Origin of the sequence: Amycolatopsis sp. lyj-346, from assembly GCF_046548975.1 — a bacterium.
Classification (GTDB): Bacteria; Actinomycetota; Actinomycetes; order Mycobacteriales; family Pseudonocardiaceae; genus Amycolatopsis.
Genome location: NZ_JAJPWT010000007.1, coordinates 1 through 20,542 on the forward strand (window position 1 = coordinate 1; position 20,542 = coordinate 20,542).

Annotated in this window: 17 protein-coding genes; 12 read left to right on the top strand and 5 right to left on the bottom strand. The window is 72.7% G+C overall.

The window, feature by feature from the left end:
* Positions 1 to 198: 198 nt before the first annotated feature.
* Positions 199 to 954: a CDP-alcohol phosphatidyltransferase family protein gene (locus tag ACLJQE_RS21790; protein WP_410641158.1), complete on the bottom strand. Its 756-nt coding sequence runs from the start codon at positions 952 to 954 to the stop codon at positions 199 to 201.
* 67 nt (positions 955 to 1,021) lie between these two features.
* Here ACLJQE_RS21790 and ACLJQE_RS21795 point away from each other — a divergent pair, with 67 nt between their 5' ends.
* Genes ACLJQE_RS21795 through ribA form a run of 6 tightly spaced genes read left to right on the top strand, consistent with a single transcriptional unit; the run spans position 1,022 to position 5,974 of the window.
* Positions 1,022 to 1,984: a zinc-dependent alcohol dehydrogenase gene (locus tag ACLJQE_RS21795; RefSeq protein ID WP_410641159.1), complete on the top strand. Its 963-nt coding sequence runs from the start codon at positions 1,022 to 1,024 to the stop codon at positions 1,982 to 1,984.
* Positions 1,985 to 2,015: 31 nt separating this feature from the next.
* Entirely contained in the window at positions 2,016 to 2,414 is a 399-nt protein-coding gene (locus ACLJQE_RS21800) for a 6-pyruvoyl trahydropterin synthase family protein (RefSeq protein WP_410641160.1), read from the top strand.
* Positions 2,411 to 3,478, top strand: a complete 1,068-nt coding sequence (locus tag ACLJQE_RS21805; protein ID WP_410641161.1) for a glycosyltransferase family 4 protein — start codon at positions 2,411 to 2,413, stop codon at positions 3,476 to 3,478. The genes ACLJQE_RS21800 and ACLJQE_RS21805 overlap by 4 nt, the downstream gene beginning before the upstream one ends.
* Positions 3,475 to 4,308, top strand: a complete 834-nt coding sequence (locus ACLJQE_RS21810) for an SAM-dependent methyltransferase (RefSeq protein WP_410641162.1) — start codon at positions 3,475 to 3,477, stop codon at positions 4,306 to 4,308. Before ACLJQE_RS21805 ends, ACLJQE_RS21810 begins: the two co-directional genes overlap by 4 nt.
* Positions 4,305 to 5,324 (top strand): lysylphosphatidylglycerol synthase transmembrane domain-containing protein, encoded by a 1,020-nt coding sequence (locus ACLJQE_RS21815; RefSeq protein WP_410641163.1) that lies wholly within the window; start codon positions 4,305 to 4,307, stop codon positions 5,322 to 5,324. The genes ACLJQE_RS21810 and ACLJQE_RS21815 overlap by 4 nt, the downstream gene beginning before the upstream one ends.
* Positions 5,321 to 5,974 carry a GTP cyclohydrolase II gene (ribA, locus tag ACLJQE_RS21820; protein ID WP_410641164.1) on the top strand — a complete coding sequence of 218 codons (654 nt, stop codon included), beginning with the start codon at positions 5,321 to 5,323 and terminating at the stop codon, positions 5,972 to 5,974. Before ACLJQE_RS21815 ends, ribA begins: the two co-directional genes overlap by 4 nt.
* On the opposite strand, the gene ACLJQE_RS21825 is transcribed toward ribA, so the two are convergent.
* Positions 5,963 to 6,661 carry a creatininase family protein gene (locus ACLJQE_RS21825; RefSeq protein ID WP_410641165.1) on the bottom strand — a complete coding sequence of 233 codons (699 nt, stop codon included), beginning with the start codon at positions 6,659 to 6,661 and terminating at the stop codon, positions 5,963 to 5,965. The genes ribA and ACLJQE_RS21825 overlap by 12 nt on opposite strands.
* 29 nt (positions 6,662 to 6,690) lie before the next feature.
* Between ACLJQE_RS21825 and ACLJQE_RS21830 the strand changes: the two genes are divergently transcribed.
* The 4 genes from ACLJQE_RS21830 to ACLJQE_RS21845 all read left to right on the top strand — a co-directional run bounded on the left by ACLJQE_RS21830 (position 6,691) and on the right by ACLJQE_RS21845 (position 11,350).
* Positions 6,691 to 7,491, top strand: a complete 801-nt coding sequence (locus ACLJQE_RS21830; protein ID WP_410641166.1) for an inositol monophosphatase family protein — start codon at positions 6,691 to 6,693, stop codon at positions 7,489 to 7,491.
* 138 nt (positions 7,492 to 7,629) lie between these two features.
* Positions 7,630 to 9,096 (top strand): protein kinase domain-containing protein, encoded by a 1,467-nt coding sequence (locus ACLJQE_RS21835; RefSeq protein ID WP_410641167.1) that lies wholly within the window; start codon positions 7,630 to 7,632, stop codon positions 9,094 to 9,096.
* Positions 9,097 to 9,220: 124 nt separating this feature from the next.
* On the top strand, positions 9,221 to 10,279 hold the full coding sequence (locus ACLJQE_RS21840; RefSeq protein WP_410641513.1) for a glycosyltransferase: 1,059 nt from the start codon (positions 9,221 to 9,223) through the stop codon (positions 10,277 to 10,279).
* Positions 10,280 to 10,429: 150 nt separating this feature from the next.
* Entirely contained in the window at positions 10,430 to 11,350 is a 921-nt protein-coding gene (locus tag ACLJQE_RS21845; protein ID WP_410641168.1) for an RNA polymerase subunit sigma-70, read from the top strand.
* On the opposite strand, the gene ACLJQE_RS21850 is transcribed toward ACLJQE_RS21845, so the two are convergent.
* Positions 11,337 to 14,588: a GH92 family glycosyl hydrolase gene (locus tag ACLJQE_RS21850; protein ID WP_410641169.1), complete on the bottom strand. Its 3,252-nt coding sequence runs from the start codon at positions 14,586 to 14,588 to the stop codon at positions 11,337 to 11,339. The two genes, ACLJQE_RS21845 and ACLJQE_RS21850, sit on opposite strands and share 14 nt — an antisense overlap.
* Before the next feature lie 103 nt (positions 14,589 to 14,691).
* Complete coding sequence (locus ACLJQE_RS21855) at positions 14,692 to 16,017, bottom strand: PLP-dependent aminotransferase family protein (RefSeq protein ID WP_410641170.1); 1,326 nt, start codon at positions 16,015 to 16,017, stop codon at positions 14,692 to 14,694.
* Between the two features lie 47 nt (positions 16,018 to 16,064).
* Between ACLJQE_RS21855 and ACLJQE_RS21860 the strand changes: the two genes are divergently transcribed.
* Together ACLJQE_RS21860 and ACLJQE_RS21865 are read left to right on the top strand one after the other, a co-directional pair.
* Positions 16,065 to 17,057 carry an aldo/keto reductase gene (locus ACLJQE_RS21860; protein ID WP_410641171.1) on the top strand — a complete coding sequence of 331 codons (993 nt, stop codon included), beginning with the start codon at positions 16,065 to 16,067 and terminating at the stop codon, positions 17,055 to 17,057.
* Between the two features lie 316 nt (positions 17,058 to 17,373).
* A complete protein-coding gene (locus ACLJQE_RS21865) occupies positions 17,374 to 17,550 on the top strand; it encodes a hypothetical protein (protein ID WP_410641172.1) in 177 nt (58 codons plus the stop codon).
* Positions 17,551 to 17,590: 40 nt separating this feature from the next.
* Here ACLJQE_RS21865 and ACLJQE_RS21870 read toward each other — a convergent pair whose 3' ends face one another.
* Positions 17,591 to 20,503, bottom strand: coding sequence for a tetratricopeptide repeat protein (locus tag ACLJQE_RS21870; protein WP_410641173.1), 2,913 nt, complete (start codon positions 20,501 to 20,503; stop codon positions 17,591 to 17,593).
* Positions 20,504 to 20,542: the final 39 nt, after the last annotated feature.

The window sequence follows — 20,542 nt, forward strand, 5'->3', positions numbered from 1 at the left end:
CGCCGGCTGCCCCGGCACGAACACCTCCGCGACAAACCGCTCCAGCTCCCCATTCAGCGCCAGCACCGCACCGAGATCCACACCACGATCACATCACAAGATCAACAACCCCTAACAAAGCCCTATTCAACGCACCGAAGGCCACCTTGGGTGCGTTGGACGCACCGAAGGCCACCTTGGGGCGCTGGGGCCGGACGGTCAGGCGGCCTGGTTGTGGCCGTAGCCGAGGGGGCGGCGCAGGGGGGTGCGGGTGAGCGCGATGGTCCGGCCGGGTGTCTGCTCGACGCGGTGGCGGGCCAGCCACACGACGTCGCGGCCGAACGACCACGCCAGCGATGTCAGGGCGAGCGCGACCGCCGCGAAGGCGAGCTGGACCGGCAGCAGCTCCGAGACGGCGACCACCAGCACGACGCCCTGCACGGCCGCGACCGTCTTGCGCGCCATGCTCGGGTACAGCGGCGCGGTCAGCCACGACATGGCCCACGAGGCGGCGACGAACGCGTACCGCATCAGGCCGATCGCCAGCACCCACAGCCCGAGCGTGCGGGACACCTGGATGCACAGCAGCAGGATGAGGAACGCGTCGACTTCCATGTCGAACCGGGCGCCGAACTCCGACGCCGTTCCGGTGCGGCGGGCCACCTGGCCGTCGAGGCCGTCCAGCAGCAGTGCCACGCCGACCAGCGCGACCAGCCACCCGAGGGAAAAATCACCCTCGGCGATCAGCGCCGCGGCGCAGCCGACGAGGAGCGCGCGGGCGAACGTGATCCAGTCCGCCGGCCCGAAGGCGCCGCGGCCGCTGCGGCGCAGCCCCCACTCCGTGAGCAGCACCAGCGCGAGGGCGTAAACGACTCCGGTCGCCCAGGCGAGCGGCGTGAAACCGCCCGTGAAGACCCCCGCGGCGAGCACCGGCGCCGGAACCACCGCACGCAGGAGAAGGTCCTGTTTGATCATCGTCGACTCCGCGAATTGCTCATAGGGTGGCGACACCAGCCTCCGGTCGCCTGCTGAGGAGAAACACGTGGAACAGGCTTTCTGGGTTCAAAGTCCCGGCTCGGGACAGCTGCGCGAGGAGCGGCTGCCCCCGCCCGGACCGGACGACGTGCTCGTCCGCACGCTGTACTCCGGGGTGAGCCGCGGCACCGAAACCCTCGTCTTCCGCGGGGGTGTCCCGGCGAGCCAGTACGACGTCATGCGCGCTCCCTTCCAGGAGGGCGAGTTCCCCGGCCCCGTCAAGTACGGGTACCTCAATGTCGGCGTCGTCGAACAAGGCCCGGCGCACCTCGAGGGGAAGACCGTCTTCTGCCTCTACCCGCACCAGACCGCGTACGTCGTCCCGGCGGCCGCGGTGACGCCGGTGCCGGAGTCCGTCCCGGCCGGGCGCGCGATCCTCGCCGGCACGGTCGAGACCGCCGTGAACGCCGTGTGGGACGCGCGCCCGCGGCTCGGCGACCGGATCGCCGTCATCGGCGCCGGGATGGTCGGCGCGAGCGTCGCCAAGCTCCTCGCCGGCTTCCCGGCCACGCGGGTGCAGCTGATCGACGTCGACCCGGCCAAAGCGGACATCGCCGCCGCGCTCGGTGTCGGCTTCTCGACGCCGGAGGCGGCCCTCGGCGACTGCGACTTCGTCGTGCACGCGAGCGCCACGGAAGCCGGGCTGGCCCGCGCGCTGGAGCTGCTCGCGCCGGAAGGGGAAGTCGTCGAGCTGTCGTGGTACGGCGATCGCCGGGTCGCCGTCCCGCTCGGCGAAAACTTCCACTCCCGGCGCCTGGTGATCCGCAGCAGCCAGGTCGGGACGGTCGCGCGCCCGGACCGCAGCTATGCCCAGCGCCTCGGCGTCGCACTCGATCTGCTGGCCGATCCCGCGTTCGATGCGCTGGTCAGCGGCGAGTGCATGTTTGAAGATCTTCCTTCCGTGTTACCCCGGCTGGTCGCGAATGAACTTTCCGCCCGGTGCCTCCGTGTCATGTATCAGCCGCAGTGACCACGTCCACCCGAACGCATCGGAGGTCTTGGTGTTCAGCATCACCGTCCGTGACCACGTGATGGTCGCCCACAGCTTCCGCGGGGAAGTCTTCGGTCCCGCGCAACGCCTGCACGGCGCGACTTTCGTGGTGGATGCGACGTTCCGCCGCACCGACCTCGACGAGGACAACATCGTCGTCGACATCGGCAAGGCCACGGAAGAGCTCGGGGCGGTGCTGAGCGACCTGAACTACCGCAACCTCGACGACGAGCCGGAGTTCAAGGGGATCAACACCTCGACCGAGTTCCTCGCGAAGGTCATCGCCGACCGCCTGGCCGACGCCGTCCACGCCGGACGCCTCGGCGAAGGCGCGCGCGGTCTCGAAGGGATCGCCGTCTCACTGCACGAGTCGCACATCGCCTGGGCGAGTTACGAGCGTGCACTGTGAACACTCTGTACGTGATCCTCCCGGGGGACGTCGACGACTCGTCCGTCCCCAGTGGCGGCAACACCTACGACCGCCGGATGTGCGACCGGCTCGGCGCCGCCGGCTTCGACGTGCACGAGATCGCCGTCGCCGGCAGCTGGCCGCGGCCGGACACCGAGGCCCGCGCGGTTCTCGGCCACCTGCTCTCCGCGCTGCCGACCGGCTCGGCCGTGCTGCTCGACGGCCTGGTCGCCTGCGGGGTGCCCGAGGTCGTCGTCCCGCAGGCGCGCCGGCTGTCGGTGTCGGTGCTGGTGCACCTGCCGCTGGCCGACGAGACCGGCCTGCCGCCCGCGCTCGCCGCCGAACTCGACGCCCTGGAGCGCGAGACCCTGCGGGCCGTCGGCTCGGTCGTCGCGACCAGCGAATGGGCCGCGCGCCGGCTGATCGGGCACCACGGCCTGGCCCCGCACCGCGTGCACTCGGTGACGCCGGGCGTCGACCGGGCGCCGCTCGCCGTCGGCACCGACGGCGTGTCCCGGCTGGTCTGCGTGGCCAACGTGACCCCGCGCAAGGGCCAGGGCGTGCTCGCGCAGGCCCTCGAGACCGTCGCCGACCTGCGCTGGACCTGCGAGTGCGTGGGCGGGATCCGCCGTGAGACCAAGTACGTCGAGCGGCTGCGCGAGCACCGGCTCGGCGCCCGCTTCACCCTCACCGGTCCCCGCACCGGCGCGGCGCTCGAGGCGACCTACCACACCGCCGACCTGCTCGTGCTGCCTTCGCGCGCCGAGACCTTCGGCATGGTCGTCACCGAGGCCCTCGCCCGCGGCGTGCCGGTGCTGACCACCGACGTCGACGCGCTGCCCGACACGGTCGGTGTCGCGCCGGACGGCTCGGTGCCCGGGATGCTCGTCCCCGGCGACGACGTCCAAGCACTCGGCACCGCTCTGCGCCGCTGGCTCACCGAGCCGGCGCTGCGGACCCGGCTGCGTGCGTCGGCGAGGCTGCGCCGCGAGACCCTGGCCGGCTGGGACGACACCGCCCGCCGGATCGCCGACATCCTCCTCCGGCAGGAGGCGGTGGCATGACCGCGTTCGCACCCGACTGGCTCTACCTGCGCGAACCCGCGGACGCCGCGGCCCGCGCCACCGAGCTCCTCGACCCGCTCCGCAGCTTTCTCCCGGACGGCGAGGACGTCGTCATCCGCGACCTCGGCTGCGGCACCGGCTCGCTCGGCCGCTGGCTGGCCGCCCGGCTGCCCGGCAGCCAGCACTGGATCCTGCACGACCACGACACCGATCTGCTCAGCCACGCGCAGGCGAGCCTCCCGGCCACCGCGCTCGACGGCAGCCCGGTCGACGTCGTCACCGAGCGGCGCGACATCACCGCGCTGCGGGCCGCCGACCTCGCCGGGACGTCGCTGGTCACCGCATCCGCGCTGCTCGACCTGCTGACCAGGGCCGAGATCACGGCGCTGGCCACGGCGGTCGTCGAAGCGGGCTGCGCGGCGCTGCTGATGCTGTCGGTCACCGGCAAGGTGGAGCTTTCACCGGCCGACCCGCTCGACCCCGCGATGGCCACGGCGTTCAATGCCCACCAGCGCCGGGTCACCGAAGACGATCGGCGGCTGCTCGGCCCGAACGCGGTGGACGTCGCCGCGACGGCGTTCGAGCGGCTCGGCGCCCGGGTCGTCCGCGCCGGCAGCGCCTGGCGGCTCGGCCCGGACCAGGCGGAACTGCAGCGGCAGTGGCTCGAGGGCTGGGTCGGTGCCGCCGTCGAGCAGCTGCCCCAGCTGCGCCCGGTCGCCGACGTCTACCTGCGGCGGCGGCTGGAAATGGCCGCGGCGGGCGAGCTGCACGCGGTGATCCACCACGGTGACCTGCTGGTCCTGCCGCCGAGCCTGGAGGCGGCGGCGTGAAGCGCGCACTGGCCTGGCTGCGGATCCTCGGCGCGGTCGCGATCCTCGCCGTCCTCGTCTGGCAGCTCGGCAGCGCGGCCTTCCTCGACGGGCTCGGCCGGATCAGCGCGCCCGGCGTGCTGGCCGCCCTCGCCGTCGGCCTCGCGACGACGCTGTTCAGCGCGGGTCGCTGGCAGATCGTCGCCACCCGGCTCGGCCTGCGGCTTTCGCTGCGCACCGCCGTCGCCGACTACTACCGCGCGCTGTTCCTCAACGGCGTGCTGCCGGCCGGCGTCCTCGGTGACGTCCACCGCGCGGTGCAGCACGGCCGCGACAGCGGTGACGTGCCGCGCGGCGTGCGGGCCGTCGTCCTGGAACGCACCGCGGGCCAGATCGTGCTGATCGCGTCCGCCGTCACCGTCGTGCTCGTGGTGCCGGAGGTCGTGCCCGCGGCGTTCCGCGAGGTCGTCGTGGTGGCCGGGGTGGTCCTCGTGCTGGCCGCCGTCGCCGCGCTGGTCGTGGGCCGCCTGCTCGGCGGGCGCTGGATCCACAGCCCGTCGAAGTGGCGACGCGGCTTCGCCGTCACCCTCGCCGACGTCCGGCTCGGCCTGCTGACCCGCGAGACGTGGCCCAGCGTGGGCTTCCTGTCCGTCGCGACCCTGGCCGGGCACCTGGCGCTGTTCGTCGTCGCCGCCCGCGTCGCCGGGGTCGGCGCGCCGGTCTGGCAGCTCGTGCCCCTGATGGTCCTCGCGCTGCTCGCGATGGGCCTCCCGCTCAACGTCGGCGGCTTCGGCCCGCGCGAGGGCGTCTGCGCCCTGCTCTTCGGCGCGGCCGGTCTGGGAGCCGCCCAAGGTGTCACCGTCGCCGTGGTCTACGGCGTGCTCACGCTGGTCGCGAGCCTGCCCGGCGCCGGTGTCCTGCTCGTCCGGAGCGTCGCCGGGTTCCGCGTGACCCGCGCTCCGCACACCGGTGCCGTGCCCGCTCCGCGCGTTGCGGCCGGCACCGGGATCGAATCGGAAGTGGGGTTGCATTCATGACCGCAAGTGAGGTCGTCGGGGATCTGCCGCGCCGGGCCGTGGTCGAGAGGGTGGTCGAGACCCGGCTGCCGACCCGGCACGGGACGTTCCGCGCGGTCGGGTACCTCGACCGCACCGGCACCGAACAGGTCGCGCTGGTCTACGGCGACGTCGCCCCGCTCGGCGCGCTGACCCGGGTGCACAGCGAATGCCTGACCGGTGACGTCTTCGGCTCGACGCACTGCGAGTGCGGCGACCAGCTGGCGGTGGCGCTGGACCGGATCGTCGAGGAGGGCTCGGGCGTGCTCGTCTACGTCCAGGGCCACGAGGGCCGCGGGATCGGCCTGCTCGCGAAGCTCGAGGCGATGCGGTTGCAGCAGGACGAGGGCCTCGACACGGTCGACGCGAACGTCGCACAGGGCCTGCCGGTCGACGCCCGCGACTACCACGCGGCGGCGGGCATCCTGACCGACCTCGGCCTCCGCTCGGTGCGGCTGCTGTCGAACAACCCGCAGAAGGTCGAACAGCTCACCCGCTACGGAATCCGGATCAGTGAGCAGGTTCCGTTGCTGGTTCCGCCGAATCCGGAGAACCTGCAGTACCTCCGGACGAAAGCCGAGCGGATGGCCCACCTGCTGCCGCACCTGGGCCAGGCGTTCTCAGGCGCCTAACACCTCGAGCACCCCGGCGAAGCGCTGGACCAGCGTGTCCAGCACGACGTGCCCCTTGGCCGCACTGGCCAGCGAAGGACGGCCGACCACCCCCGACTCCGTGTACGCCCGCAGGCCCAGTGTCAGCAGGTGCTCCCGGTCGGTGACGTGGTCGGCCGTTTCGTGTCCGGGGCGGACCAGGTGCGGGTGGGCGTGCAGCAGGATCGACGTCTCCAGCTCGCCCGCGTGCATGTCGTCGTCCAGCGACGTCCGCAGGCCGGCCGCGGTGTGCGCCGCCTGCCAGTCCGCGACGCCCGGGAACAGCGCCATCGCGCCCGCCGCCTCCTGGACCACATTGGACAGTACGTAGTTGCCGCCGTGCCCGTTGACCACCACGAGCCGGTCCACCCCGGACGCGGTCAGCGACGCGGCGATGTCGGTGACCACGGCGTGCAGCGTGCGGGCCGAAATGCTCACCGTGCCCGCCCACCCCGCGTGCTCGTGGGAGCACGAGATCGTGATCGGCGGCAGGTGGAGGACGGGGTAGGCATCGGCCACCGCGCGGGCGAGAGTGGCCGCGATCACCGTGTCGGTCGCCAGGGGGAGGTGCGCGCCGTGCTGCTCGAAGCTGCCGACCGGCAGCACCGCCACCGATGCCCGCCGCTCCTGCTCGTCGGCGGTGGTGGCGAGCGGGAACAGATCGGTCATGGGCGCGTCCCTTCTCTAGGGTTGGTGGCATGACCGAGCATGCCGCACTACTGGACGTCGCGCGCGAGGCCGTGGCGAAGGCGACGGAGATCGTCCGGTCGCGTCCGAGTTTTTCCGTTTCCGCGAAAGGCGATCGCGACCTGGTGACCGACGTCGACACCGCGGTCGAGGACGCGCTGCGGGAGTTCCTCACCGCCGAGACGCCGGAGATCGGGATCCTCGGCGAGGAGCGTGGCCGCAGCGGGGACGGCGGCGGCCGCTGGTGGGCGCTCGACCCCATCGACGGGACGGCGAACTTCGCCCGCGGAATTCCACTCTGCGGGATTTCCCTGGCGCTGGTGGACGGCGAGCACAGCACGGTCGCCGCGATCACGCTGCCGTACCTCGGCGTCACGTACACCGCCGCGCGCGGCGAAGGCACCTTCGCGAACGGAACGCGCGTCGGCGCTTCGGCCGCGACGGAAATGTCCGACGCGATGATCGCCGTCGGGGACTTCGCGATCGGCGAGCTCGCCGAGGAGAAGAACCGCGCGCGGCTGTCGCTCCTTTCGGACCTCGGCGCGCGGGCGCAGAAGATCCGGATGCTCGGCACGGCGGCCATCGACCTCGCCTGGGTGGCGGACGGAAAGCTCGACGCCGCACTGATCTTGTCCAACAACCCGTGGGACACCATGGCCGGCGTGCTGCTCGTGCGTGAGGCAGGCGGCGTCGTCGTCGACCGCGACGGCAGCGAGCACACGGTCGGTTCCGCGGCGACGATCGCGGTCGGCGCCGGGCTGCGCAAGGAGATCGTGGACGCACTTGATCGTGCGTACGGGGTTGTTCGTTAGGATTCCTGGGTACACCGTGGGCGGCGCCACAGCGCTCGTTTGCGCTGTCCGCGCAAGGTTTTCGGTTACGTTGGTACCGGTCGGCCGCCCAGCCTGGCATGCTGACCGGATCTCGTCGGCCACATCGGAGAATGGTGGATGCTCGTGGAAAGTCGCCGGATCCGCGATCGGTACCGGCTGCTCGAGCCGATCGGCGGCGGCGCGATGGGCACGGTCTGGCGGGCCCAGGACGAAAAGCTCGACCGCACCGTGGCGATCAAGGAACTCCTGCTGCCGCACGACCACGACGAGCAACGCACCCAGGAGGCGAAGAACCGCGCGATGCGGGAAGCGCGGATCGCCGCGCGGCTGCAGCATTCCCACGCGATCACCGTGTTCGCCGTCCTCGAAGAGGAGGACCGGCCGTGGCTGGTGATGGAGTACCTGCCGTCGAAGAGCTTGGCCCTCGTGCTCGGCGAGGAGCCGGCCACGGTGGACGACGCCATCCGCGTCGGCGTGCAGATCAGTTCGGCCCTGGCCGGCGCGCACCGCGCCGGCGTCGTGCACCGCGACGTGAAGCCGGCCAACATCCTGGTCTCCGAGGACGGCACGGCGAAGATCACCGACTTCGGCATCTCGCGGGCGATCGGTGACGTCAAGCTGACGGCGACCGGGGAGATCGCCGGCACGCCCGCGTACCTCGCGCCCGAAGTGGCCCGCGGTGAGGACGCGGACTTCGCCGCCGACGTCTTCTCGCTCGGCGCCACGCTGTACGCCGCCGTCGAGGGACAGTCGCCGTACGGCACCGCCGACAACCCGATCGCCTTGCTCTACAAGGCCTCCAGCGGCGAGATCGTGCCGCCCGAGAAGGCGGGCCCGCTGACGCCGCTGCTGCTGCGGATGCTCGCCAGTGAGCCGGCCGAGCGCCCGTCGATGGACGAGGTCGAGCAGGAGCTGCGGGCGCTGCTGCCGGACCCGGAGCCGGGCGAGTCGGTCCTCGCGGCGACGGTCCCCGAGGCCGAGCCCGCGGCCGTGCCGACCGGGCCGGCCGCGGTCGCCGTGCCCGCGGGCGAGGTCACCGCGGTGTCGCCGGGCGCGCGCAAGGGCCTGATCGCCGTCGGGGCGGGCGCGGCGCTGCTGTGCGTGGCCGTCGTCGTGGCGATCCTGCTGGTCGTGCGGGAGAAGCCGCCGCAGGACAACGTCGCCGCACCGCCGTCGCCGACGCCGTCCGCCTCGGCTTCCGTGACACCCCCGCCGGCGTCGTCTTCGCCGTCGTCCGCGCCGACCTCGGCGACCTCAACCGCGCCGAGTTCGCCGACGATCTCGACGGTGGCCTCGTCGAAGACCGCGGCCCAGGCGCTGAGCGACTACTACTCGCTGCTCCCGAGCAATCCGCAGGCGGCGTGGAACCTGCTCACGGACAGGTTCAAGGCGTCACGCAACCAGACATACGAGAAGTACAAGAGCTTTTGGGGCCAATACCGGTCGGTGCAGGCGAGCAGCGTCAAGGAGGTCGGACCCAACCGGGTCACAGCGTTCGTCACCTACGACGGGGGCAAGGGCGAGAACGACACCTTCACCATGGTCCAGGTGAACGGAATCTGGATGATTGACGCGCAGAGCTGAACCTTCGCGGCCTGGGGTGCGTGTGACGTATGAGCCGTCACCGCCGTCGACCCACGCTGGAGGTAGCCGTGTCTGTTCCCGAACCCGACCTGCTCCGGCGCGCGCGATGAGGCCCGCCGACCCGATGGTGTTCATCCTCCCGGCCGCGTCGCCGGGCAGCGACACCTACGACAAGCGGATGTGCCAGAACCTGCCCGCCGTCGGGCAGCCGGTGCTGGAACTGCCGATCGCCGGCGACTGGCCGGAGCCGGACGCGACGTCGAGACGGAGACTGGCGCGGTCGCTCGCCGCGCTGCCGGACCGGACGGTCGTGCTGCTCGACGGCATGATCGCCGCCGGCGTGCCCGAGATCGTCGTCCCGCACGCGCGGCGGCTGCGCCTGGCCGTGCTGGTGCACCAGGCCCTCGCCGACGAGCCCGGCCTCGCGCCGGCGCACGCGGCGGAGCTGGACGCGAGCGAGCGCGAGACGCTGCGGATGGCCGGGATGGTCGTCGCGACCAGCCCGTGGCTCGCCCGGCTGCTGATCGACCGCCACGACCTGGACCCCGCCCGCGTCTACGTCGCCAAGCCCGGCACCGACGCGGCCCCGCTCGCGGCGGGCGCGGACGGCGTGTCCCGGCTGCTCTGCGTGGGGGACGTGACCCGCCGCAACGGCCACGACGTGCTGATCCAGGCCCTCGGCGAGGTCGACCACCTGGCGCTGTCGTGCGTGTTCGCCGGCTCGCTGGAGACGGACCCGGCGTACGTCGACGAGCTGAACTGGTCGATCGAGCGCCTCGGCCTCGGCGGCCGCATCACCCTGGCGGGCGACGCGGTCGACCTCGGCGCGGCCTACAACGCGGCGGACCTCCTGGTCATCCCGGCCCGCGCGGCGACGTCCGGCATGTTCGTGGCCCAGGCGCTGGCCAGGGGCATCCCGGTGCTGGCCACCGAGGTGGGCGGGGTGTACGACGCACTGGGCGTCGACGCGGACGGCGAGATGCCGGGCCTGCTCGTCGAGCCGGACGACCCGTTCGCCCTGGCGGACGCGCTCCACCGCTGGTACGCGGACCCGGAACTCCGGCGCTCCCTGCGCACGGCGGCCCTCGGCCGCGGAAGCGCACTGGAGGAGTGGGACGTGGCGGCCCGCAGGCTCACCCACGTCCTGTCGCGGCTGGCGTCCGAACCGAGGATCGTCGCCTGACGGCCTTGCCGGGATGCTGAAGGAGCTGGTCGGGCGACCACCCGGCCTGCCGCTCCGGGACACCATCCTGGACTTTCGCGGCCCCTCCCGCGGAGGTCCGGCCGTGACCGATTCCTTTCGCCGCCCGCGCCGGTCGGAAGGAGCGTGACCGTGGATTTCGAACCGTACCGGCGTGAGCTGCTGGCCCACTGCTACCGCATGCTCGGCACCCCCGACGAGGCCGAGGACGTCGTCCAGGAGACCTACCTGCGCGCGTTCCGGGCGTACGACCGGTTCGAGGGCCGCGCGTCCCTGCGGACGTGGCTCTACCGGATCGCGACGAACGCCTGCCTCACCGCGCTGGAGCACCGGGGCCGGCTCCCGCTCCCCTCGGGCCTGGGGCCACCGTCGGCGGACCCGGACGCGCCGCCGGTCCTGGGGGAGGACTGGCCGCGCCCGGTTCCGGACGAGCTGATCACCCCGGAGTCGGCGGACCCGGCAGCGATCGCGATCGCCCGCGACGGCGTCCGGCTGGCCCTGATCGCCGGCCTGCAGCTGCTCCCGCCTCGGCAGCGAGCGGTCTTGATCCTGCGTGAGGTCCTGGCGTTCCCGGCACCGGAGGTGGCGCAGATGCTCGGCACGAGCGTCGCGGCGGTGAAGAGCACGCTCCAACGAGCCCGCGCCACCCTCCGCGACGCACCCGAGGCCGGCGAACTCACCGAGCCGGAGCAACGCGAGCTGCTGGCGCGGTACATGGCGGCGTTCATGGATTCCGACCTGGCGGCGTTGGAGCAGATCCTGCGCGAGGACGCGGTGATCGAGTCACCACCGTCCCGGACCTGGTTCGCCGGAAAGCGCACTTGCGTCGCATTCTTGCGACACGTAATGGGCGAGCCCGGCGACTGGCGCATGACCCCGGCCCGGGCCAACGGCCAGCCGGCGGCGGCGGTCTGGCACCGCGGCGAGCCGTTCGGGGTCGCGGTGCTGACGGTTGGCGAAGGCGGGATCGCGCGGATCACCGTCTTCGGCTTCCCTGACCTGGCGGAACGGTTCGCCGGCTTCCCGGCGAACCGGACCGTCACACCAGGGTGAGCGCGTAGATCTCCACCCGCGGATCGTTCGGCAGGCTCACCGACTGCACGGTCTTCCCGCCGTCCAGCCCCGCCGATATCCCGAACAACCGAACCGGCGGCCCGTCGACCCCGCTCCCGGCCTTGATCCGGTGCGGCATCTCCAGGACCACCGGGCTCCCCGACCCCGCCCAGTCGCCGAACGTCACAGCCAAGGCGGCACTCGTCCCGTCGGTGTAGTGGGCCGTCACCGTCGTCGACACCGGGCCGTTGTGCGACGCCCCGACGATGCGGAGCGCCGTGTGCTGACCGGCCGGCAGCAGCAGCGACTGCCCGCGGGCCTCCACGAAGCCGGGTGAAGTCCCCGAAGCGTCCGGTGCCGCGTACGTGACACCGTCCCAGGTCACCGGGCCCGCCGGCGGAAGCAGTGCGGCGTCGTAGCTCCAGCCGCCGCCGTCGAAGTTGCCCTCCGCCGACGCCGCCACCGTTGCCGTGCCGTCGTGGTTGCGGTCGCCCGCCAGGTCGACCGCGCACTGCGAGCCGGAAGGCACCGAGCCGGAAGACACACAGGCTGACGGCGTCCGGACCTCGATCGTCGCCGAGCGGGAAACGCTGTTCGCGCCCAGTCCGGACACCGCCACCTGCACCGGGTACGTCCCGAGGGCCGCGCCCGCCGGCACGTTCACCGTGATCGGCACCGTCTGCTGCACCGGCAGCCGTCCGGACCGGATCAGCTGCAGCGGCTGCACCCGGGCCTGCCACGGCGACTTGACCGAGACCGTCACCGGCTGCACGCCCGGGTTCTGGCCCACCACGTCGAGGTCGAGGTGCACCTGCTGCGCCGGGCCGGACGGGATCACCACGGACGTCTGCCGCAGCGACGCGTCGACGTGCCGCCGCGGGTCGCCCGGCGCGTTGTTCACCGACGGCGGCGCCGCGGACGGCGAAGTCCCCCACGAAGACGGCCGCGAGCCGAGCTTGTGCGACAGCTTCCCGCCGTGCGCCAGCGAAGCCCAGTCCAGCGACGTCTGGCGGACGTCCCGGCCGTTGAGCGACACGCTCTGGACGTACCGGTTCGCGTCGCTCGCGCCCGGTGCCGACACCGTGAGCGTGCCGCCCTGCGCGGAGCCGTACTGTCCGATGCGGACGGTCGCCGACTCGAACTGCGGGCTCGACAGCGCGAGGAAGTTCGCGCCGCTCATCGTCGGGTACAGGCCGAGCGACGAGAAGACGTACCAGGCGGACATGGTGCCGAGGTCGTCGTTGCCGGTCATGCCGTCGGGGCCGGTGGTGAACAGCGTCATCGCCGCGCGGACGACGGTCGCGGTCTTCGCCGGCGCGCCGACCCAGTTGTACATGTACGGCGCGAGCAGGTCGGGCTCGTTGTTCGGGTTGTACGTCGCCTTGCCGTAGTAGTCGTACGGGCTGGCGATCCAGTCCTTGCGCGCGGTGCCCGCGGGGTCCTTCAAGAGGTTGCCGTACGCGAAGAACGAGTCGAGCCGCTTCTCGGTCGCCGTCCGGCCGCCCATCAGCGAGACGAGGCCGGCCGGGTCCTGCGGCACGAGCCATTGGTACTGGTAGGCGCCGCCTTCGTGGAACTGGTGGCCGGCGTCGACCGGGTTGTACGGCGTGACGAAGGTGCCCTCGGTGGTGCGCGGGCGGAACTGCTGGATCGAGGAGTCCCAGAGGTTGCGGTACCACTGGCCGCGGTCGGCGAACATCCGCGCGTCGGCGCCGTGGCCGAGCCCGCGGGCCATCAGCGCGAGGGACGCGTCCGCCGCGGCGTACTCCATCGTCGCCGACGCCGGGTGCGTGCAGTCGTTGTCGCCGCCCTTGTCCGCGCAGTCCTTGCCGAGCGTCAGCCCGCTCGGGAGGTAGCCGCGCTCGTTGTAGTGGTTGACGCCGGAGCGGCCGTTGTACGGCGAATCGGCCGGTGGGGTGCTCGTCGCGTTCTTCTTCAGCAGCGCGTACGTCTCTTCTTCGTGTCCGGCGAGCAGGCCCTTCGACCACGCCTCGACGAGGAACGGCGTCACCGGGTCGCCGGTCATGATGTTCGTTTCGCTCTCGGCCAGCGCCCAGCGCGGCAGCCACCCGCCGTCACGGCCGATGGCGACGATCGACAGGGCGACGTCCCGCGCGACCTGCGGTTCCAGCATTTCGAGCAGCTGGTTCTGCGGCCGGTAGGTGTCCCACAGCGAGAAGTTCTGGTACGGCGTGTAACCGCTCGCCGTGTGCACCTCGCCGTCGAAGCCGGTGTACGTGCCGTCGGTGTCGCCGGCCAGGTTCGGGTGCAGCTGCGCGTGGTAGAGCGCGGTGTAGAACGCCGTCTGCCGCTCGGTCGTGCCGCCGGCGATCTTGATCGCGCCGAGGCGGTCGGCCCACTGCCGGTGCAGCGCGGCGCGGGTGGCGTCGAAGTCGTAGCCCGACGTCTCCGCCGCGAGGTTCTTCCGCGCGCCGTCGAGGCCGGTGTAGGACAGGCCGACCTTGAGCACGACGTCGTGGTCGGTGGTCGCGTCGAAGCTCGCCCAGGCGCCGTTGCTCCCGCTGCCCGCGGCGTCGCGGCCGGCGGGCGTGCGCGTCGAGCCGCGCCAGGTGCCGAACGAGCTGAACGGCCGGTCGAAGGTGGCCGTGAAGTAGACGGTGTGCTCGTCGTGGCCGGCGCAGAACCCGCCGGCGCGGACGCGGCCCTCGAGGGTCCGGTCGCCGACGACGTGGATCTCGGAGTCCTTGACGGACTGGTTGGCCTGGCCGGTGTTGAACAGGACGTTCGCCTGCCCGGTCGACGGGAAGGTGTAGCGCTGCCAGCCGGTGCGCGCGGTCGCGGTCAGCTCCGCGTCGATGTCGTACTTCTTGAGCCCGACGCGGTAGTAGCCCGGCTCGGCGTGCTCGTCGTCGTGGCCGTACTCGGACCTGTAGGCGTTCTTGTCAACGTTGTCCACGGCACCGGTCGTCGGCATGATCGGCAGCTCACCCATCACGCCGCAGCCGACGCCGGACAGGTGCGTCTGGCTGAAGCCGTAGATCGCGTTCTGCAGGTAGTCGTAGCCACCCTGCCCGCCGGTGTCCGGGCTGACCTGCACCATCCCGAACGGCGCACTGGCGCCGGGGAACGTGTTTCCGAAGTTCTGCGTGCCGACGAACGGGTTGACCAGGCTCACCGGATCGATCGGAGCGGCGGCGTGCGCGGTGGCCTGGGTCGTGGCGGCGACCACGAGCCCGATGGCCGCCGCGGCGATCAGTTGTCTGCTTGGCGACCCCATGGGGCGCGCACCTCCCAGGTGACAACGTTGTCAAGAGCGGACTGTCCAGCAGCTTTTCACATCGGCGGGCATTTGAGAAGGCGGCAACCAGGTCAAGCCCTTGTCATGGCTCGGCTGTCATGGCTTGGCGGAGCAGCCGCGCGGCGGTCTCGACGCCGGTGTCGGCGAGGTTGCCGTAGCCGAGCACGAGCGCGGGCTCGCCCGCCGCCGACCGGTAGTCGTCGAGGTCGGCCACCTTGACGCCGGTTCGCCGGGCCTGCCGGACCACCGCGGCGGCGTCGCGGTCGAGGTGCAGGACGAGGTGCAGTCCGGCGGCGGCCCCGGAGAGCCGCGCGGGCCCGAGCGCGGCGACGAGCCGGTCGCGCCGGGAGCGGTACCGCAGGCGGGCGCGGCGCAGGTGCCGGTCGTAGCCGCCGCTTTCGACGAAGTCGGCGAGCGCGAGCTGGTCGACCACCGGTGGCTGGTGCGCCTGCACTGTCCACTGTGGAGGAAGGACGGCCCAGCCGAGCCCGAGCGCGGGGCTGAGCGTCTTGCTGACCGAGCCGAAGAGCGCGACCCGCCCCGGGTCGGTGCCCTGGACGGTGCCCACGGGCCGCCGGTCGTACCGGAACTCGGCGTCGTAGTCGTCTTCGAGGATCAGCCCGTCGACGTCCCGCGCCCAGCCGAGGAGTTCGGCCCGCCGCCGCGGGGAGAGGACGGCGCCGGTGGGGAACTGGTGCGCGGGCGTGACGAGCACGGCGCGGACGCCCGCCGGGATCCGCCCGACGTCGATGCCTTCGTCGTCGACCGGTACCGGGTCAACGGTCATCCCGGCGCCTTCGGCCGCCCGGTGCAACCGCGTCCACCCGGGATCCTCGACGGCCAGCCGCGTGCTGCCGCGCTCGACCAGGGCGCGGCACACGCTCGTGACGCCGTCGGTGACGCCGCCGCTGACCAGCACGGTGCCGGGCGCGGCGCCGCGGACGCGCCGGAGGTACGCACCCAGGACGCGCCGCAGCCGGGGGTGGCCGCCCGGTTCGGGCCGCCCGAAGTCGGTGTGCGGCGTGGTCGCGAGGACTTCGCGCACCGCTTCCGCCCACGGCCGGCGGGGGAAGTTCCGCAGGTCGGGCAGGCCCGGAGCGAGGTCGTACCGGGGCGGCGCCGGGTGCGCCGGTTCCCTCGCCGCCACCGCGCCACCCACTTGCCGGACCCGGGTGGCCGACCCGGTGCACCCGGCCAGGTACCCCTCGGCGACGAGCTGGGCGTAGGCCTGCGTGACGACCCACCGCGAGCAGCCGAGGTCGGCGGCGAGCCGGCGGCTCGGCGGGACAGTGCCGGTCAGGACGCCGTCGCGGATGGCCTGGCGCAGGGCCCTGGCCAGCTGTTCGTGCTTCGGGCCCGGCCCGGTCAGCTCCAGCAGCACGCCCCAATCGGTCTGTGATTCAGCCACGAAATTGGACTGTAGTACCGAACCGATTCCGGCCTAGCGTGGTCGGTATGAAGAAGGTGGAACTGGGCCGGACCGGCCAGTACGTGAGCCAGGTGTCGCTGGGCTGCATGACGATGGGCACCTCGACGGACGAGCCGACGTCGGCCCGCATCCTGGACGCGTACCTCGACGCCGGCGGCGACTTCCTGGACACGGCGAACTGCTACGCCTGGTGGGAGCCGGGAGCCACGGGCGGCGAAAGCGAGTCGGTGCTCGGCCGCCTGCTGCGTGGCCGCCGCGACCGCGTCTTCCTGGCGACGAAGGTGTCGGCGGGCATCACGGACCTCCCCGCGGCGCGCGCCGCTCGCCATCCGGACGGGACGGTGGACTGGGCCGCGGTGGAGCGCACGTTCGAGGGTGCCGGCGCGGCGGTGATCGAGCGCGAGGCGGAGGCGAGCCTGCGGCGCCTCGGCACCGACCACATCGACCTCTACTACGTCCACGTCGACGACCGGGCCACGCCGCTCGAAGAAACACTGTCCGCATTGGACGCTTTGGTCCGGGCGGGCAAGGTGCGGTACATCGGCTGGAGCAACGTCCGGACCTGGCGCCTGGAGCGCATCCGGTCCCTGGCGCTCGCCAACGGCTGGGCATCGCCGGTGGCGGTCCAGGTCCAGCACTCGTACCTGCGCCCGACCGGCGCCGACGTCCCCTCCGTTGCCGGGAGCGAGCTGCTGGACTGGCTTTCCCAGCACCCCGACGTCTCCCTGGCGGCGTATTCTTCGCTGCTACGCGGAATTTACGACGACGCCGCCTATCGGGAATCCACGCCGATCTGGCGGTCCTACGCGGGTCCGGACTCGGAAGCCCGCCTGGCCGCGGTCGCGAAGGTGGCGGCTTCGCTGGGGGCGTCGGGCAACCAGGTGGCGCTGGCTTGGCTGCTGCGCAAGGGGGTCATCCCGCTGATCGGCCCGCGCACGTGGAAGCACTACGAGTCGATCGCGCCGGCCTTCACCTTGGAGCTGCCGGACGAGCTGCTGTCCGTGTTGGACAACGCGTAGGCGGTGGCGAGCAGCGCGGCGACCCCAGCGGCACCCCGGGGCCGTCGCTGACCGGCGGAGCGTTGAACACCGCCCGTCAGACGGGCGCCGCGCTCGGCGCGGCGATCCTGGGGCCCTGCTGGCCGGCACGACGACGTTGATCGCGCTCCTCGCAGCGGCGGGCCTGCTCCTGGCCGGGCGCTGGTCGTGCTGTTTCCCATTCGTTTATGAAACAGGAAACCCCTTGTCGGCGATTCCTGGCCGGCGAATCCTCGGTGTAGGGCGCAGAAATTGTCCGAAGCGCCCGGAAATCACCATTCCCGAGGAGGGATTCGCCATGTTCAAGAAGCTGGCCAAAATCGGTGGCCCGGTGCTCACGATCTGCGCGCTCGCGGCGCTGCCGGTGATCGGCTCCACCAGCGCCCACGCGGACGACGACGGCGGGGCGCCGGCCGCCCCCGTCGTCACGCCGACGCCGACGCCCACCACCGAGGGCAACCCCTGGCACGGTTGAGGGTCCGGCCGTGAGCGGCGGCTGAGCCGCTGCTCACGGCTCACCGCGGGCCACAGGCGCAGCCCAGCGCCGAACGTTCTTCGCGCACCTCGCCGGCTTCCGGCAGGTCGAGCGCGGCGAACTCGGCCTCGGCCGCGGCCCAGTGCGTGACGGCGCCTTCGTGGTCGCCCATCGCGTGCAGGGTCTCGGCGACGCCGCGGTGGGCACGGGCCCGGTAGGCGCGGTTGCCGCTGCCGTCGGCGAGGTCCAGGGCGGATTTTCCGGCGGTGAGCGCTTCCTGGCGGGCGCCGCGGGCCAGCGCCGTCGCGCCGCGGTCGAGGTAGAGCTGGGTGCGCAGGTCGGCGTCGGGCACGTTCGCCGCCACCTCCCTGGCCTTGTCGTGGTAGCGCACGGCTTCGGCGTACCGGCCGCGCTGCCGGTGCACGTTGCCGAGGTTGTTGAGCGCGTAGGCCTCGACGCAGCGATCGCCGATTTCGGCGGCGTGCCCGTGCGCGTCCGTGTAGCTGGTCAGCGCTTCGGCGAGCAGGCCGAGCTGTTCCTGCACGGAGCCGAGGTTGTTGAGCGTGTGGGCCAGGCCTTGGACGTGCCCGATCTCCCGCAGCATCCGCGCGGCGGATTCGTGCTGGCGCAACGCGATCCGGAGGTTGCCGTGCTGTTCGTTGAGGTAGCCGAGCATGCCGAGCGCGTGGGCTTCGCCCCGCCGGTCTTCGGTCTCCTCGTACTTGGCCAGCGCGGCTTCGAGGTGGGCCATCGCCTGCTCGTGGCGGCCCAGTTCCATGGTCGGGATGGCGAGCGCGCACAGCGTCGCCGCTTCGCCGCGCGGGTCGCCGAGGCGGCGCCACTTGGGCAGTGCCCGAGCGGCGAGTTCCAGCGCCTCGGCGAGCTGCCCGCGCCGGTCGTGCGCGGTGGCCAGCCGCAGCAGGACGTGCGCCTGGCCGTAGTCGTTGCCCGGGTCGGCGGCGACGGTCCGCCAGGCGAGCTCGAGCGTGCCGATCCAGTCTTCGAACTGGTTCGTCGTGTTGAAGTAGCGCCACAGCAGCACGGCCAGCCGCCAGGTGTGCTCGGGCAGCGCGTGCGCGGCGGCGTAGCGGATGGCGGCCACGAGGTTGTCGCGTTCGGCGACGATCCACCGCAGCCCGGCGTCGGCGCCGGCGAAGCCCGGCGTCACCGCGCAGGACCGGTCCGCCGTCGACGGCAGCTGTGCCCGGTCGAAGGGGTACGCGGCGCGGACCGCGGCGGCCAGCGTGACCAGGTAGTAGTCGAGCAGCCGCACCAGCGCGGGTGCGGGCGCCGGCTCGACGGCGGCGAATTCCTTGAGCGGGTCGAGCATCAGGTACCGCTCGGGCGCGGCCTCCTCCAGCAGGCTGACCTCGTGCAGGTCGTCGAGCAGCGACCGCGCCTCGGCGACGTCGCAACCGGCCAGTGCGGCGCCGCCGGCGACGTCGACGTCCGGCCCGGGCAAGCTGCCGAGCAGCCGGAACAGGGCGCGCTGCGGCTCCCCGAGCTGCCGGTAGGACACCCGGACGGCGGCGATGCCGTCGGCCTCGCCCCACGGCCCGTTTTCTTCGAGCAGGCGCAGCAGGTGCTCCAGCGGCCACCGGTCGTGCCGCCGGAAGAGTGCGGCCGCCACGCGGAGGGGCATCGGCAGGAAGCCGCACTGCCGGACCACCGCGGCGACGTCGGCCGCCCGGCCGCGCAGCCGCGACGGCCCGGCGAGCGCGTGGAACAGCTCGGCCGCCTCCTCGGGCGGCAACGGCGAGAGCCGGATGTTTTCGCCGGTGTCGGCGTCACCCATCCGCCGGCTGGTGACGACGGCCAGGCAGCCGTCCGCCTCGGGCAGCAGCGGCCGGATCTGCTCCGGCGACGCGGCGTTGTCGAGCACGACGAGCGTGCGCGTGCCCCAGAGCGTTGCCTGGTAGAGCGTGACTTTCCGGCCCACGGTGGCCGGGATCTGCTCAGCGGGCACGCCGAGTTCGACGAGCAGCTCGCCGAGGGCGTCACCGACGCTCGTGGGGGAGACACCGGGGGTGAACCCGTTGAGGCGCACCAGGAGCTGGCCGTCGGGGAACCGGTCGCGCAGCCGGTGGGCCGCCTCGACGGCCAGGCCGGACTTGCCGACCCCCGGCGCGCCGCTGACCCAGACGGCTTGCCGCCCGGCCGCGGCGGCTGCCTCGATCGCGGCGATTTCCGCGGCCCGGCCGGTGAACCCGCCGGGCCGGGACGGCAGCGAACTGGGCGGATCGCCCCGTTCGGCGCGCGCGGCGAGCTTGCGCAGCACCGGGCCGGGTGCCATGCGCAGCGCGGCCAGTGCGTCGCGGGTGGCGTGGTAGACGCGCAGGGTGGCGACCCGGTCACCGCCGGCGAGCAGCGCGCGCATCAGGAGTTCGGCGTGCTTCTGGCTGGCCGGATCGGCCTGGACGAGCGGCCGCAGCCGGTCGCGCGCCGAGCGGTGGTCGCCGGCTTCGAGCTCGAGTTCGGCCAGGTCGCCGACGACGTCCGGGTAGCTTTCGTCCGGCGAGATCACCTCGGGCCCGCCGACGCGGTCGACGTCGATGTCTTCGAGGAACTTGCCGCGCCAGAGCCCGGCGGCCTCGCGCAGGAGCGCGATCGCCCGGCGGGGGTCGTCGGCGCGGGCGTCCGCGGCTTCGGCACGGAGCCGGTTGAACCGCGCGGTGTCCAGCTGGTCCTCGCGGATCCGGAGCAGGTAGCCGGTCGGGGTGGTTTCGATGGTCGCGTCCCCGACCACGTCTCGCAGCCGCTTGATGTAGCTGCGCACCAGGGTGGGCTTGGCTTCGCGGTCGGCCCAGACGATCTCGGCGAGGCGGGCGGGCGTCACGGGCCTGTTGGCGTGCAGGAGCAGCACGACGAGGACGAATCGCTGCTGCTGGTCGCCCAGCGGCACCGGCACGCCGTCGTGCCACGCCTCGAGCGGGCCGAGCATCCGAAACTCCACGCGGCCTCCCCGGCGTCAGCTTGCTGTCCTCTTTTGATG